Genomic DNA, 15,833 nt, shown 5'->3' with positions numbered 1-15,833 from the left:
CTATAATGTACAAATATAAAGAATATATTCCAAATAACTTGGGATTAAAATTCGTATTAAGACTTATTTTAATTTAAATGTAAAGAGGAGAGGAAAGAATCTGTAACTATGCTAGTAAAGATGGATTGTGTTTAGACAAAAATGTATTAACAAGTTTGTACAAGAACTTGTTAATACATATACGAAATAGATTTGAATTGCAGTTGATATAGCATTAAATTTATAGTTATTATAAAAATAATCAATATAAACAGACTTTGCTTAAGATACTAATATCAGTACAATTTAGATTGTATGGATTGATACCATGGAGGTAATGAAATGCGGCAATTTGCAAAACCAACAATAGTTGTAAGTAAATGTTTAGAATTTGATGCCTGTCGTTATAATGCAGAGATGATACCAGATGTAACAATACGAAATTTGCAGCCATTTGTTACATTTATACCTGTTTGTCCAGAAGTCGAGATCGGATTGGGGACTCCTCGTGAAACGATACGAATTGTAGAAGAAAATGGTGTGAATAGGCTTGTACAGCCGTCGACACGAGAAGATGTAACTGAAAAAATGGAGCAATTTTCATATGTCTTTTTACAAACGATATCTGATGTGGATGGTTTTATTTTAAAGAATCGTTCGCCGAGTTGTGGTACGCGTGATGTGAAAATTTATTCTGGTTTTGAAAAAGCACCAGCAAAAGGAAAGGGATCTGGCTTATTTGGCGGAGCAGTAATAAAAAATTTTTCGCATCTTCCAATTGAAGAAGAGGGTAGATTGTCGAATTTTATTATTAGAGAACATTTCTTTACAAGGCTGTTTACAATCGCGCATTACAAAATGATTAAACATACTAAAAACATAAAAGAACTCGTATCATTTCAATCAGACTATAAGTATTTATTTATGGCATATAATCAGGTAAAACAAAAGGAATTGGGGCGTATTATTGCAAATCAAAAAAATGAAACGATTGAAGTGGTATTTGAAAACTATGAGAAGACTTTATATGAATTATTTATGCGCACACCCCGCTATACATCGAATGTAAATGTATGTGAGCATATTTTTGGATATTTTAAAACTAAGCTGAAAAAACAAGAAAAAGATCATTTTTTAGATTTGATACAAAAGTATGTAGAAAAGAAAGTCCCGCTTAGTAGCTTACTTGCAATTTTAAAATCATGGGCCATTCGATTTGACGAAAAGTATTTATTAAGACAAACATATTTTGAACCTTACCCTGAAGCTTTAGTAGAAATTTCTGATTCGGGAAAAGGTAGAGATTATTAAACAATAAATTACATAATTCGACAAGAAAACTCCTATGTTGTTGTAGAACAATGTAGGAATTTTTTTGTGCATTAGTACAGAATCTGTTTTAAAATTAAGTTATGACAGAATTATAGCAATTATCTAACTAACATTCGTGTCTTTTAATTCGTAATGTTTGTAGTAGAAACTCGCACGCTGTCGAAACTCAATATTCGATAAGGGGTGTGTAGCGGAATGGAATTTACTCTAACTCGCGAAAAACAAATGATTAAAGAAATGGTACGTGACTTTGCTGAAAAGGAAATCGCACCGAAAGCTGTATATTATGACAAAACTGCGGAATTTCCATATGAAACATTTCAAAAAATGGGCGAACTAGGATTATTAGGAATCCCATTCCCTGAAGAGTATGGAGGTTCAGGTGGCGATACTGTATCGTACGCGTTAGCAGTTGAAGAAATTGGTCGTGCTTGTGGTGGGACAGGATTAAGTTACGCTGCAACAATTTCATTAGGTGCTTCTCCAATTTATTATTTCGGTACAGAAGAACAAAAACAGAAATATTTAATTCCAATGGCATCAGGTAAAACTTTAGGTGCTTTCGGATTAACTGAGCCGAATGCTGGATCTGATGCAGGTGGTACACAAACGAAAGCTGTATTAGATGGAGACGAGTATGTTATTAGTGGTGAAAAGTGTTGGATTACAAATGCAGAGTATGCAAATACAATTATTGTAACCGCTATCAACGGTGTTGAAGATAATGGTAGAAAGCGTATTTCGGCATTTATCGTACCGACTACAAGTGAAGGATTAACGATTTCAAGTCCTTACGATAAGATGGGTGTTCGTGCTTCTAATACATGTGAAATCGTACTTGATGGTGTACGTGTACCGAAAGAAAATATTCTTGGTGATGTAAATAAAGGATTTAAACAATTCTTATATACACTTGATGGAGGACGTATTTCAATCGCAGCATTAGCAGTAGGTATTGCACAATCTGCATTTGAACGTGCGCTGCAATATGCGAAAGAACGTCAACAATTTGGAAAGTCAATCTCTAATTTCCAAGCGATTCAATTTAAATTAGCTGATATGGCGACTGAAGTAGAACTTGCACGTAATTTAGTACATAAAGCAGCTTGGTTAAAAGATAATGATAAACCTTTCGGTAAAGAAGCGGCTATGGCAAAGTTATTTGCATCTGAGGCTGCTAGTCGTATTGCAAATCAAGCGGTACAAATTCACGGTGGATACGGCTATATGCGTGAATATGAAGTGGAACGACATATTCGTGATGCAAAACTATTAGAAATTGGTGAAGGAACTTCTGAAATTCAACGTCTCGTAATTGCAAGACATTTAGGATGTAGATAAAAAGGAGGAATCACTATGTTTCAAAAAATATTAATTGCTAATCGCGGGGAAATCGCAGTTCGTATTATGAAAACTTGTCAAAAACTTGGCATTCGTACTGTTGCTATTTATTCTGAGGCTGATGAAAACGCCCTTCATGTAAAAATGGCAAATGAAGCTTACTTAGTAGGTGGGCCGCGTGTCCAAGAAAGCTATTTAAACCTTGAAAAAATTATTGAAATAGCTAAGAAGACAAATGCTGAAGCAATCCATCCGGGATATGGATTATTATCTGAGAATCCATCTTTTCCAGTTCGTTGTAAAGAAGAAGGAATCGTATTTATCGGACCGTCAGAAGAAATCATTACGAAGATGGGAAGTAAAATCGAATCACGTATTGCAATGCAAGCTGCAGATGTCCCAGTAGTTCCAGGTATTACTACAAATATTGAAACTGCTGAAGAAGCAATTGAAATTGCTAAACAGATTGGTTATCCATTAATGCTGAAGGCATCCGCAGGCGGCGGAGGCATTGGAATGCAGTTGATGGAAACTGAGCAAACGCTCACCAAAGCATTTGAAAGTAACAAAACAAGAGCGCAAAACTTCTTCGGTAACGGAGAAATGTATTTAGAGCGCTATATTGCAGATGCGCATCATATTGAAATTCAACTTTTAGCAGATACACATGGTAACACAGTGTATTTATGGGAGCGTGAATGTTCAGTGCAGCGCCGAAATCAGAAAGTGATTGAAGAAGCACCTTCACCATTTTTAGATGAAGGTACACGAAAAGCAATGGGTGAAGTTGCTGTACAAGCTGCCAAAGCACTTGGGTATACGAATGCTGGTACAGTTGAGTTTCTAGTTGATGATCAGAAAAACTTCTATTTCTTAGAGATGAATACGAGATTACAAGTAGAGCATCCAGTTACAGAAGAAATTACTGGTTTAGATCTTGTAGAACAACAACTTTTAATTGCATATGGTGAGAAATTATCGTTTACACAAGATGATGTAAAACGTAGTGGTCATGCCATCGAGGCACGTATTTATGCAGAAGATCCGAAAACTTTCTTCCCATCACCTGGAAAGATTACAGATTTAACGCTTCCATCAAATGTACGTATTGATCACTTTTTGGAGAATCAAGTCACGATTACACCTTTCTATGATCCAATGATTGCGAAAGTCATTGCTCATGGTGAAACTCGTGAAGAAGCAATTTCGAAATTACATGATGCTTTAGAAGAATTAAAAGTAGAAGGTATTAAAACGAACACGCCAATGTTAATTCAAGTTTTAGAAGATGATGTGTTCAAAAGCGGTATTTATACGACGGGTTTTGTAACGAAGCAACTTGTTAAAAAATAAGGTTTAACAATATTAAGGGGGAAAAAATGATGACGAAAGTATATGCATCGATGGCAGGAAATGTATGGAAGATTGTTGTAGGAGTAGGAGATACAGTAGAGGAAGAGCAGGATGTCGTCATTTTGGAATCTATGAAAATGGAAATTCCAATCGTTTCAGAAGAAGCTGGCACAGTTATGAAAATTAATGTGCAAGAAGGCGATTTTGTAAATGAAGGAGATGTATTACTAGAAATTGAATAGGGAGATATAGGGGGAAGCGAATTGAAACTACCTAATTTTGCTGTCATTAAAGAAGTCGGGCCACGTGATGGCTTACAAAATGAAAAAAAGATTGTTGGCACAAAAGATAAAGTAAAATGGATTCAACTACTTACAGAGGCGGGATTATCGTACGTTGAAGTTTCCTCATTCGTTCACCCTAAATGGGTCCCTGCATTAGCTGATGCAAATGATGTGTTTTCTGAGCTGAAAAGGGATCCCAATGTTACATATGCAGCGCTTGTTCCAAATCAAAATGGTTTGGAACGAGCTTTTTTGCAAAATGTAGATGAGGTGAATGTTTTTTTATCAGCAAGCGAATCTCATAATAAAAGTAATATTAATAAATCAATTAAAGAAGCATTAGCTGTAATTGAAGATATAACAAAACAGGCATTATTCGAAGGGAAAAAGGTAAGAGGCTATGTTTCTACTGTATTTGGATGTCCTTATGAAGGGGATATAAGTGTCGCAGCAGTTGACGAATTATGTAATCAACTATTTTCATACGGCATTTATGAAGTGTCTCTTGGCGACACAATCGGAGTAGCGAATCCGTTACAAGTAGAGCAAGTATTAGAACATTCATTAAAGAAATATGATGCTTCGCAGTTTGCAATGCACTTCCATAATACGTATGGAATGGCTCTGGCGAATGTAGTTAAGTCATTAGAATATGGTATTACAACATTTGATAGTTCTTGTGGTGGTCTTGGTGGATGTCCATATGCACCTGGAGCATCAGGTAATGTTGCAACTGATGACTTAGTTCATATGCTCCATAAGTTAGGAGTCCAAACGAATATTGATGAAGAGAAGTTATTGAGAGCGAGTCAATTTATTCAAAGTAAATTAAATATCCAATTACCGAGTCATGTGTATAGAGCGCTTCAACATAAAACGATAAGTAGGTGAGAAGATGCTACAATTACAAAACATTTCAGTTGATTATGTAACACCTCACGTTGTAAAGATTTCATTATATCGTGAAAGACAAGCAAACTCATTATCTTTAGCGTTATTAGAAGAGTTACAAAACATACTAACTCAAATAAGTGAAGAGTCAAATACTCGTGTAGTTATTTTAACAGGGGCTGGTGAAAAAGCATTTTGTGCCGGAGCTGATTTAAAAGAACGAGCTGGCATGAATGAAGAACAAGTTCGCCATGCTGTTAGTATGATTCGCACTACTATGGAAATGGTTGAACAATTACCACAGCCAGTTATTGCTGCTGTAAATGGAATCGCACTTGGTGGTGGCACGGAATTAAGTTTAGCTTGTGATTTTAGAATTGCGGCTGAATCTGCAAGTCTTGGTCTTACTGAAACGACTCTTGCAATTATACCAGGAGCAGGTGGTACGCAGCGTTTGCCAAGATTAATTGGTGTTGGTAGAGCAAAAGAATTAATTTATACAGGCAGACGTATTTCAGCGCAAGAAGCGAAAGAATATGGTCTAGTAGAATTCGTTGTACCAGCTCATTTACTTGAAGAGAAAGCGATTGAAATGGCAGAGAGAATTGCTAGTAATGGTCCAATTGCTGTTCGATTAGCAAAAGAAGCAATTTCAAACGGTATTCAAGTTGATTTACATACCGGATTGCAAATGGAAAAACAAGCGTATGAAGGTGTAATCCATACGAAAGATAGATTAGAAGGATTACAAGCATTCAAGGAAAAACGCACACCAATGTATAAGGGGGAGTAAATATGTTAGATCAAAAACAACAATCGAATACATTTGAAGAACGAGTTGAAACGATAAAACAAGGCGGCGCACCAAAATATCATGAACAAAACAAAGCAAAAGGAAAACTATTCGTTCGAGATCGCTTAGCTCTATTATTTGATAATGGTCAATATGTAGAAGATGCATTATTTGCAAATTGTGAACAAACAGGACTTCCAGCTGATGGTGTTATAACGGCAACGGGTAAAATTCATGGTCGTACTGCATGCGTGATGGCAAATGATTCAACGGTAAAAGCAGGGTCATGGGGCGCACGTACAGTTGAAAAGATTTTACGTATTCAAGAAACGGCAGAAAAATTACGTGTTCCGCTATTTTATTTAGTTGACTCTGCTGGGGCGCGTATTACTGATCAAGTAGAAATGTTTCCAGGGCGCCGCGGTGCAGGAAGAATCTTCTACAATCAAGTGAAATTATCAGGCAAAGTTCCTCAAGTATGCTTATTATTTGGACCTTCTGCAGCTGGTGGCGCATATATTCCAGCCTTTTGTGACGTTGTCATGATGGTAGAAGGTAACGCATCTATGTATTTAGGCTCTCCTCGTATGGCTGAGATGGTTATCGGTGAGAAGGTAACATTAGAAGAGATGGGCGGAGCTCGTATGCATTGCTCTGTATCAGGATGCGGAGATGTTTTATGTAAGACCGAAGAAGATGCGATTACACAAGCAAGACAATACATTTCATATTTTCCAAACAACTACTTAGAGAAGACTCCATTGGTTACACCTCAAGAACCGAAACAATTCGAAAAAACGTTAGAACAAATTATTCCAGAAAATCAAAATGCGCCTTTCAATATGAAAGATCTCATTAATAGAGTTATTGATGAAGGTTCTTTCTATGAAGTGAAAAAATTATTTGCTCAAGAACTAATTACAGGCTTAGCACGTATTGATGGTAAGCCAGTTGGTATTATTGCAAATCAACCGCGTATGAAAGGCGGCGTATTATTCCACGATTCAGCGGATAAAGCAGCGAAGTTTATTAATTTATGTGATGCATATCATATTCCATTGTTATTTCTTGCAGATGTACCTGGATTTATGATTGGTACAAAAGTAGAGCGTGCTGGTATTATTCGTCATGGTGCAAAGATGATTTCTGCAATGAGTGAAGCAACTGTACCGAAAATTTCTATCGTTGTTCGTAAAGCATACGGTGCTGGTTTATATGCAATGGCAGGTCCAGCCTTTGAACCAGATTGTTGCCTAGCATTACCGACAGCTTCTATTGCAGTAATGGGTCCAGAAGCGGCAGTCAATGCTGTATATGCAAATAAGATTGCAGCTTTACCAGAAGAAGAGCGTGATAGCTTCATTGCTGAAAAACGCGAAGAGTATAAGAAAGATATTGATATTTACCATTTGGCATCAGAGATGGTTATTGATGGTATTGTTCATCCAAACAATTTAAGAGAAGAGTTAAAAGGACGATTCGAAATGTATATGAGTAAATATCAAGTATTTACAGATCGTAAACATCCTGTTTATCCAGTTTAAAGCCCTATTTAGGGCTTTCTTGCTTCAAAAAGTCAAGGAGGGGAAAACATTGAAACAAGCAGTTTGGTTTCCAACAGAAGAATATAAAGAAAAAACGCGTTTATATGGTTGGATGAAATCATTGGGCTATGAAGATTATGAAACGTTTTATAATAAATCTATTGAAGAAACAGATTGGTTTTGGGGAGAAGCTGAGAAAGCGGTTGGCTATCAATGGATGAAGCCTTATACAGAAGTGCTAGATTTAAAAAATGGTACGCCGTTTGCACAGTGGTATAATGGCGGAACATGTAACGTTGTAGAATCAGTTTTATCACGCTGGCTTGCAGATGATGAAACAAGAATGCAACCAGCACTACAGTATGAGGGAGAAAATGAAACTTCAAAATCATTTACATATGAAGATCTTGACAACTGGGTAAGTCGCGTTGCAAACGGTTTGAAACATGCGGGTATTGAAAAAGGTGACCGTGTAACAATTTATATGCCGATGATTCCAGAAACAGTTGTTGCAATGCTAGCTGTTATGAAAATCGGAGCAATTATTTCACCAATATTCTCAGGATTTGCGTCTGATGCAGTCATGACTCGTGTACAAGCGGCAGGATCAAAAATGATCATTACTGCAGATGGTTTTTCACGCCGAGGTAAAGTTGTTTCATTAAAAGACGAAGTAGATAAAGCTTGCGAACATTGTCCAACTGTTGAAAAAGTTGTTATTGTTCGTCATGCAGGAAATGATTTTACACCACATAATTATGATTTCCCATGGAGTACGCTAGAAAAAGAAAAACCATTTACACATGCTGAAGAGATGAATAGTGATGATCCGTTAATGCTCATTTATACATCAGGTACAACTGGGAAACCGAAAGGAACAGTACATACACATGCTGGTTTCCCTTTGAAATCTGCATTTGATGCAGGATTTGGAATGAACATCAAACAAGGTGACCGCGTATTATGGGTAACTGATATGGGCTGGATGATGGGACCGTTTTTACTATTCGGCTCTCTCATTAATGGAGCAACAATGGTTATGTACGAAGGTGTTCCAGATTTCCCAGAAGCAGATCGTTTATGGGAGACCGTTGATAAATATGAAATTACACATCTCGGTATATCACCAACATTAATTCGTGCGTTAATGGCAAAGGGTGATGAGTATGTAAATAAACATTCGCTCAAGAGTTTAGAAGTATTCGCATCAACAGGTGAACCTTGGAATCCAGATCCTTGGATGTGGCTATTTGAAACAGTTGGAAAAAATAATGTACCAATTTGTAACTATTCAGGCGGAACTGAAATTTCTGGTGGGATTTTCGGAAACGTCCTTATTAAACCAATTGCACCGATTAGTTTTAACGCATCTTTACCAGGAATGGCAGCGGTTGTGCTCGATGATCAAGGCAATCCAATTCGTGATGAAGTTGGAGAATTATGTTTAGAGAAACCTTGGGTTGGTATGACGAAAAGTTTCTGGGAAGACGATGAGCGTTATGTGAACACGTATTGGTCACGTTTTGAAAACAAATGGGTTCATGGTGACTGGGTGATTTATGATGGTGAGCAATATATTATTACAGGACGCTCAGATGATACGTTAAACATTGCTGGAAAACGTATTGGACCTGCAGAATATGAATCTATTCTTGTGAAGCATAATGATGTCATAGAAGCTGCCGCGATTGGTGTACCTGATGATGTAAAAGGTGAAGTTTGTCATTGTTTTGTAGTATTAAGGGACAATGTAACATTCACAGGAGAGTTAAAGAAAGAATTAATGAGTTTAGTAAACTCTCATATCGGAAAAGCATTGTGTCCAAAAGATATTCACGTTGTAGAAGATTTACCAAAAACACGTAATTCTAAAGTAATGCGACGCGTCATTAAAGCTGCTTACTTAGGAAAAGAATTAGGGGATTTATCATCACTTGTAAATCCTGAAGTAGTTCCGTTTATTCAAGGGTTACAGTCTAGTAAATTATAAGATTTAAAATATGTATAATGTGAAATGACCTCTAATTGTTAGAGGTCATTTTTATTTTTTCTTGCATTACACTGAATAGAAAAAAGATTTATCAATGTACGAATTCTAAGTATATACAATGGAAGTTCATACAGTAATACACTTATTTTTTATGTATATAGATTAATTTAGTACATGTGATTGTTTTTTCTTTTCTATGTTTTTGCCTCGTACACTTTGAAGCTAGTGGACATACTATATTAATAGAAATGATTAGGGGGTGAGATTTTGGGATATCGTTATAGTAATTCTAGAAAAAAGTGTTCATGTAAACAGGATGATTGTTGGGACGTTTTTGAAGAGTGTAAAAAAGAACATGAAGAGCAAAATAAGGTATGTGACTGTTGCTGTGTACAAGGAATTAGAGATGAGCTGAGAAAGTTAGTAAACAGATCAGTTCGCATTAATACAGGAAGTAATGAGTATGCAGGAACTGTAACTTCAGTCACTTGTGATGTTGTAAAGCTTGCTAATAGTGCTGGGGTAGTTACAGTAATTATATCAGTTTGTAAAATTGAAGCGATTGAACCATTGTTGACATAGGAAACATTGCATAATTAGGCTATGTTTTTGTAAAGCCATTCTTATGAATGGCTTTATTTTAAATTCATATAAAAGGAGAATATATTCTTTATATAGAAATAAGTTTGAGGTTAAAAAGTATGATATACGAAAGGAGCATGAAAGTGATTAAACTAGAAACCTTTAAAAAGTCTGATTTCAAACAATTAATAGGTTGGATTGACTCCGAAGAGTTTTTAATACAATGGTCCGGAAATGCATTTGCATATCCCCTAAATGAATAACAATTAGAAAATTATATAGAAAGCTCAAATACACTTGCATTTAAAGTAATAGATGAAGAATCTTTGGAAGTAGTTGGTCATATTTCACTTGGACAAATAGACAATATTAATAAGTCTGCAAGGATTGGAAAAGTGCTAGTTGGTGATACGAAAATGAGAGGACGTTCTATAGGGAAACTTATGATGAAGGCAGTACTACAAGTTGCATTTGAAGAATTAAAACTACATAGAGTAACTCTTGGTGTTTATGATTTTAATACATCGGCCATCTCATGTTATGAAAAAATAGGATTTGTAAAAGAAGGTTTATTAAGAGATTCAAAAAAAGTAGGAGAAACGTATTGGAATTTATGGGAAATGAGTATGTTAGAATATGAATGGAGCGATAAAAAATAATAGTTTTCTATAATTATGTTATGTTAATTAAAAGGGGTATGGTGGGAAATTATGAATAAAAAAACGAAAATCATTACAGTTGCAGCTGTTTCAGGAGGAGGTAAAACTACTGTTACAGAAAGATTAAGTCAAAAGTTAACAAATTCAAAAGCATTGTATTTTGATAGCTATAACTTTGATAACGGTCCTGCTGATATTTGTAAATGGATTGATGATGGAGCAAATTATGATGAATGGGTGTTTACGCCTTTAATTCATGATATTCAGCATCTTATACGAGAGGGTAATGTAGATTATATTATTGTAGATTATCCTTTTGCATACTTAAATAGTGAAATGCGAGAGTTTATTGATGTAACTATATTTATCGATACGCCTTTAGATATTGCGATGGCTAGAAGAATTTTGCGAGATTTTAAAGAAGATACAATAGATGAAATACATAATGATTTGAAACATTACATGACATTTGCGAGAAAAGCATATTTAGAGGCAATTCATACTGTTAAGCCGAATTCGGATATTGTATTGGATGGCTCTTTATCTGTAAGTAAAATAATTAATCATGCTGTAGAGGAACTTGGCCTGAGAGAAGTGATTGCCAATGATTAAATGTATAGAGGAATATGTACAAGTTGACGATTTTAAAATGTATACGAAAAAGTTCCAAGGAAAGAAGTTGCAGCCAGTTATTATAATGGAAGCAGGTTATGGCGATTATTCAAAGGCGTGGGACCATATTGCTGAGGGATTGACGGAATATGGGACGGTGCTCACATATGATTGAGCTGGATTAGGGAAAAGTGGAAATAGTTCCAAGCGACGTATTAGTTCTGAAATGGTAAAAGATTTAAGAAGTTGCTTAGCGCAACTACAATTGAAACCACCTTATATTTTTGTAGGACATTCTTTTGGCGGTATAAATGCACGTTTATTTGCGACTTCTTATCCCAAAGATATGTTGGGAATCGTTTTGGTTGATTCGACACCAGAAAATTATAAAGAAGATTTTCTGCCAATCATGTCTCCAGAATTTCAAGAAGCTTACTATAAACAGTTTGTATATGAAAGTTCTTATGAAGAGTTTACATTTAGTTTAAGTGAAGTAGATAGACATTGTAAATCAATGAATGATATTCCACTTGTCGTGTTAGCTGCGGGTAAAAAAGCTTTTTATTCGCCAGATGCACAAATGAAATGTTTACAATTGCAAGAAGAATTATTACGCTTATCAAGCAATAATAAATTTGTAATTGCAGAACAAAGCGGTCACTATATTCAAAAAGATGAGCCGTATTATATTATAGATGCTGTTAAGTGGATAATAGAGGTTGGGGAGAGATAAATATGTACACTTTATTTGAATACAATTGGCAAGTAAGAGATAATTGGTTTAAGTGGTGTGAGCAACATTCCAAGGAAGAATTACTTCGCAAGCGTATTGGTGGTGTGGGAAGTATTTTAGAAACATTATTTCATATTGTTGATGTTGAGTATAGCTGGATTAATGCTCTTCAAGGAAAAGAAGATCGTGTACAACAGTTTAAAGATTATCAATCAATCCAAAAAACGAAAGCGTTATCTGATTCATATAAACGAGAATTAGAAGCTTTCTTACAAGTATGGTCAGCTAACTTAGAAGGTAAAATATTAAAAGCTTCGTGGACAGATAAAACATATACATATGGTGAAGTTTTAAGGCATGTAATTGTACATGAAATTCATCACATTGGTCAGCTATCTATATGGGCGAGAGAGCTAAATCTTCAGCCTATTTCAGCTAATTTAATTGGAAGAGGATTATAAATTTAGAAAACGGCTTGCACTGTAAATGCAAGCCGTTTATATATATAAGAAGATTTCCTAGTTGAAATCCTCGGATTTTTTCTGGCGTATATGTAAAAACATTAAAAATGTAATAATGAAGAAAATCAACAATGTTTGTATGATTAAATTTTTAAACTGAAGCAAAACTGTCCAAGAAGTAACCGCATCTTTAAAAGCTTGGAGTGCAGAGTATGAGGAAGGATCAAAACCGTACTGTAGTAACTTTTTTGTTTCAATAAAAGTACTGTTTTCTTCATTGGAGTCTAATATTACGGAAATAAGTCTAGTATCTCCTCGTTTTGCTGTACTGACAAAACTATAATTACCATTAGTTAAAAAACTAGTTTGTAAGCCGTCAACACCTTGGAGTTTAATGTTTTTATTAAGGGAATAAATCATTTTATTTGTGTTGAAAACTTTTGAGTGTTTGAAGGTAAATTGGTAAGAGGTTAGTTTCGTAATATTCAATACATCTGGAAAATCTGTTACTAATTGTGTCGCTAGTTTAGCTACGTCTATCGCTGTTGTAGTTGATTGTTTATTTGTATCATTATTCATTCCAGTAGCATTTAGAAACGGGGATGGTTGTGATAACTTTAGTTGTTTTGCTTTCTCATTCATTAAAAGTGTAAAGTTATCTTCGTTTCCAGCAATGTGTTCTGCAAGGGCAAGTGCGGAACGATTATTCCCTGTCAAAAACAATGCATGAAGTAAATCGCGAACTGTCGTTTTATCTTTCGAAGTTACTTGTATAGGACTCGTTTCTGCTCGGAAAACTTCGTTACTTATTTTTACTAATTCATCTAACTGTATTTTTCCTTCATTCAGTTTTTCCATTACGATATACTCTGTCATTAATTTAGATAAAGAAGCTGATTGTATAGGGGTTTCTTCATTTTTTTTATAAACAACTTCACTTGAATTAGAATCTATTAAAATAGCTGATTTAGCTTGAATAATTGGACCATTTACATAGAGGTAAAAATATAAAACGATAAGTGCTGTAATAACAAAAGATAAGAATAAAATTGTGAACTTTTTCAAGAATTGCATAAGCGATCCTCCTACTATGACATCAATAATACTATTGTAAAAAGGAATGCTTAATTAGGAAGAAAGAAAAGGTAAAGAATTTCTAAAGAATTATAAAGGATTATTAAATTTGGATTTTAATGGAAAATAAAAGATCCAATTTCTTATATGGTAAGAAATTGGACCTAAAATTAAGTTGTATTAACATTTATATGGTTGTAGTTTTACAGTGAAAGTTGTTTTTTTATCATCACTATATACTTCAATTGTTCCTTTATGCAATTCCACAATACTTTTTGCAATTGCCAATCCGAGTCCAGATCCACCAGTGTTCGTAGAGCGAGATTTTTCAACGCGATAAAAACGTTCAAAAATATGAGGTAAATCCGTACTAGGAATAGGTTGGCCGTAATTTGTTATATCTATAGTAATCATATTATTGCTTTCATAGGCAGCAAGGTCGATATATCCACCGTCGTTTCCATAAGCGATAGCATTTATAATAAGATTTTCAAACACTCGTACTAATTTGTCTCCATCAGCTAATACCATGAGTTTTTGAGATGGGAAAGAAGGTCGACATTCTATATTAGCTTCTTGAACTTGTATGCGGAATTGAACAGTTAATTGCCCAAGTAGCTCTACAATATCAATGGGAACAGAATATAAACTTAACTCTTTATTTTGAACACGTGTATATTCAAACAAATCATTCATTAATGCGTTAAGACGGGTTACTTTATCGTAAATGACTTGTATATAATGGCGTAATTCCACTTCATCTCTATAATTATCATGGTGGATTAAATTTACGTATCCAACTATAGAGGTAAGAGGAGTACGTAAATCATGCGATACATTTGTAATAAGTTCACTTTTTGCTTGTTCCGCCTGTCTTTCTTCATCAATCGAAACTTTCAATTGTTCAACAATGTGATTAACCCCGCTTGCTAACTCTTCCAGATAATTATGGTTTACGATAGAGACTTTATGATTGAAGTTTCCATTTGCAATATAACGAATTTCTTCTATCATTTTTTTAATACAAGTTTCATAATAAATCTTTCTTTCATGACGATAAAAAATGTATAGGTAGGATGAGAAAATAGAAAATAAAAACAAATAAGATACAATCATCATCCATAGAGATTCCTTTATTCCTTTATATTTTTCATATCCAAAAATTCTAATGAATTCTTTTCCGAGCTCGCTTAACGTAAGTGAACTTTCAATTACACTTGTAACAAGGCGATATATAATTAATTCAGTAATAGGAGTAAGTGTGATGGCTAACATAAACCAAAAAATTAACTTCCATTTTGGGATATCTTTTAATATATCAAATGCTTCATTTCTCAATTTTATAGCCTACTCCCCAAACAGTATGAATAAACTTCTCTCCATTCATTCCTGTTTCAAGTTTATCTCGTAAATTACTAATGTGAACCATTACAGTTTTATTTGAACCATAACCATCTTCGTTCCATACGCGTTCAAAAATTTCTTCGGAACTAAATACTCTTCCGGTATTACTCGCAAGTAAATATAAAATATCAAATTCAATAGATGTAAGTTTAATATATTCTCCATTTACTTTAACAGTATGATTATGTTTGTGTATTTCAGCAGAACGAATACGAATAATACCATCTTCATTTTTGGAGGAAGTGGCATTTTGGAAAGATGATCTTCGTAACAAAGCTTTCACTCTAGCTACTAATTCTAATGGATTGAATGGCTTAATCATATAATCATCTGCACCTGTCATAAGACCTAATATTTTATCCATATCTTCTGCTTTTGCACTCAGCATAAGAATAGGTACAGTATTATTCTCACGAACTTCCTGGCAAACTTCTAATCCATTGCGTTTTGGCATCATAATATCCAAAACCATAAGGTCAACATCATATGTAGAAATCATTTGCAATGCCTCATCGCCATCGTATGCTTTATAAATGTTATAGCCTTCATTTCGCAAATAAACAGCAAGTAACTCAACAATTTCTTTATCATCATCAATAATTAATATGTTTTTATTCATTATGTAGTTCCTTTCCTTACAAATCATTAACATTACTATAATATCAAACATTTATGTATTTTGTAGCAATGATTCACCATAAAATTTCATGTAACGTATAAAAAAGGGATTAAAACATTCATAACGAATACAAATAAAAAGGATATTTAAATACAGCGTTATATTGAAAGTTAGGAAGAAAG

Annotated in this window: 14 protein-coding genes and 2 pseudogenes; 13 read left to right on the top strand and 3 right to left on the bottom strand. The window is 34.5% G+C overall.

Annotated features, from left to right (window positions below):
• Window positions 1–321: 321 nt before the first annotated feature.
• From QCI46_RS14935 to QCI46_RS14875, 13 genes and pseudogenes are all read left to right on the top strand, one after another.
• The gene (locus tag QCI46_RS14935; RefSeq protein WP_353840706.1) at window positions 322–1,290 is read left to right on the top strand and encodes a YbgA family protein; all 969 of its coding nucleotides are present in this window, start codon (window positions 322–324) and stop codon (window positions 1,288–1,290) included.
• A 216-nt stretch (window positions 1,291–1,506) separates the two neighbouring features.
• Window positions 1,507–2,652: an acyl-CoA dehydrogenase gene (locus QCI46_RS14930; protein WP_000397260.1), complete on the top strand. Its 1,146-nt coding sequence runs from the start codon at window positions 1,507–1,509 to the stop codon at window positions 2,650–2,652.
• 15 nt (window positions 2,653–2,667) lie between these two features.
• Window positions 2,668–4,005: an acetyl-CoA carboxylase biotin carboxylase subunit gene (locus tag QCI46_RS14925; protein WP_353840705.1), complete on the top strand. Its 1,338-nt coding sequence runs from the start codon at window positions 2,668–2,670 to the stop codon at window positions 4,003–4,005.
• Between the two features lie 26 nt (window positions 4,006–4,031).
• The gene (locus tag QCI46_RS14920; RefSeq protein WP_001985297.1) at window positions 4,032–4,247 is read left to right on the top strand and encodes an acetyl-CoA carboxylase biotin carboxyl carrier protein subunit; all 216 of its coding nucleotides are present in this window, start codon (window positions 4,032–4,034) and stop codon (window positions 4,245–4,247) included.
• A gap of 21 nt (window positions 4,248–4,268) precedes the next feature.
• The gene (mvaB, locus tag QCI46_RS14915; RefSeq protein WP_353840704.1) at window positions 4,269–5,180 is read left to right on the top strand and encodes a hydroxymethylglutaryl-CoA lyase; all 912 of its coding nucleotides are present in this window, start codon (window positions 4,269–4,271) and stop codon (window positions 5,178–5,180) included.
• Between the two features lie 4 nt (window positions 5,181–5,184).
• Window positions 5,185–5,973, top strand: a complete 789-nt coding sequence (locus QCI46_RS14910; RefSeq protein ID WP_353840703.1) for an enoyl-CoA hydratase — start codon at window positions 5,185–5,187, stop codon at window positions 5,971–5,973.
• Window positions 5,974–5,975: 2 nt separating this feature from the next.
• On the top strand, window positions 5,976–7,517 hold the full coding sequence (locus QCI46_RS14905; protein WP_166704905.1) for an acyl-CoA carboxylase subunit beta: 1,542 nt from the start codon (window positions 5,976–5,978) through the stop codon (window positions 7,515–7,517).
• A 49-nt stretch (window positions 7,518–7,566) separates the two neighbouring features.
• Complete coding sequence (locus QCI46_RS14900) at window positions 7,567–9,507, top strand: AMP-binding protein (protein ID WP_353840702.1); 1,941 nt, start codon at window positions 7,567–7,569, stop codon at window positions 9,505–9,507.
• 267 nt (window positions 9,508–9,774) lie between these two features.
• Window positions 9,775–10,089 carry an exosporium protein ExsK gene (gene exsK / locus QCI46_RS14895; RefSeq protein ID WP_353840701.1) on the top strand — a complete coding sequence of 105 codons (315 nt, stop codon included), beginning with the start codon at window positions 9,775–9,777 and terminating at the stop codon, window positions 10,087–10,089.
• A 119-nt stretch (window positions 10,090–10,208) separates the two neighbouring features.
• Window positions 10,209–10,748 (top strand): annotated as a pseudogene (locus tag QCI46_RS14890) (GNAT family N-acetyltransferase).
• A gap of 51 nt (window positions 10,749–10,799) precedes the next feature.
• Window positions 10,800–11,360 (top strand): nucleoside/nucleotide kinase family protein, encoded by a 561-nt coding sequence (locus QCI46_RS14885; RefSeq protein WP_353840700.1) that lies wholly within the window; start codon window positions 10,800–10,802, stop codon window positions 11,358–11,360.
• A pseudogene (locus tag QCI46_RS14880) lies at window positions 11,353–12,093 on the top strand (alpha/beta fold hydrolase). The gene QCI46_RS14885 and the pseudogene QCI46_RS14880 overlap by 8 nt, the downstream one beginning before the upstream one ends.
• 2 nt (window positions 12,094–12,095) lie before the next feature.
• Window positions 12,096–12,554, top strand: a complete 459-nt coding sequence (locus QCI46_RS14875; RefSeq protein WP_353840699.1) for a DinB family protein — start codon at window positions 12,096–12,098, stop codon at window positions 12,552–12,554.
• Window positions 12,555–12,611: 57 nt separating this feature from the next.
• Here QCI46_RS14875 and QCI46_RS14870 read toward each other — a convergent pair whose 3' ends face one another.
• The 3 genes from QCI46_RS14870 to QCI46_RS14860 all read right to left on the bottom strand — a co-directional run bounded on the left by QCI46_RS14870 (window position 12,612) and on the right by QCI46_RS14860 (window position 15,651).
• Complete coding sequence (locus QCI46_RS14870) at window positions 12,612–13,628, bottom strand: D-alanyl-D-alanine carboxypeptidase family protein (protein ID WP_353840698.1); 1,017 nt, start codon at window positions 13,626–13,628, stop codon at window positions 12,612–12,614.
• Between the two features lie 180 nt (window positions 13,629–13,808).
• Window positions 13,809–14,966: a sensor histidine kinase gene (locus QCI46_RS14865; protein ID WP_060488935.1), complete on the bottom strand. Its 1,158-nt coding sequence runs from the start codon at window positions 14,964–14,966 to the stop codon at window positions 13,809–13,811.
• Window positions 14,956–15,651, bottom strand: a complete 696-nt coding sequence (locus tag QCI46_RS14860; RefSeq protein ID WP_087986134.1) for a response regulator transcription factor — start codon at window positions 15,649–15,651, stop codon at window positions 14,956–14,958. Before QCI46_RS14860 ends, QCI46_RS14865 begins: the two co-directional genes overlap by 11 nt.
• Window positions 15,652–15,833 lie beyond the last annotated feature (182 nt).

The organism is Bacillus cereus group sp. RP32 (assembly GCF_040459735.1).
GTDB lineage: Bacteria > Bacillota > Bacilli > Bacillales > Bacillaceae_G > Bacillus_A > Bacillus_A wiedmannii.
This window is presented reverse-complemented; position numbering and strand designations above follow the sequence as displayed.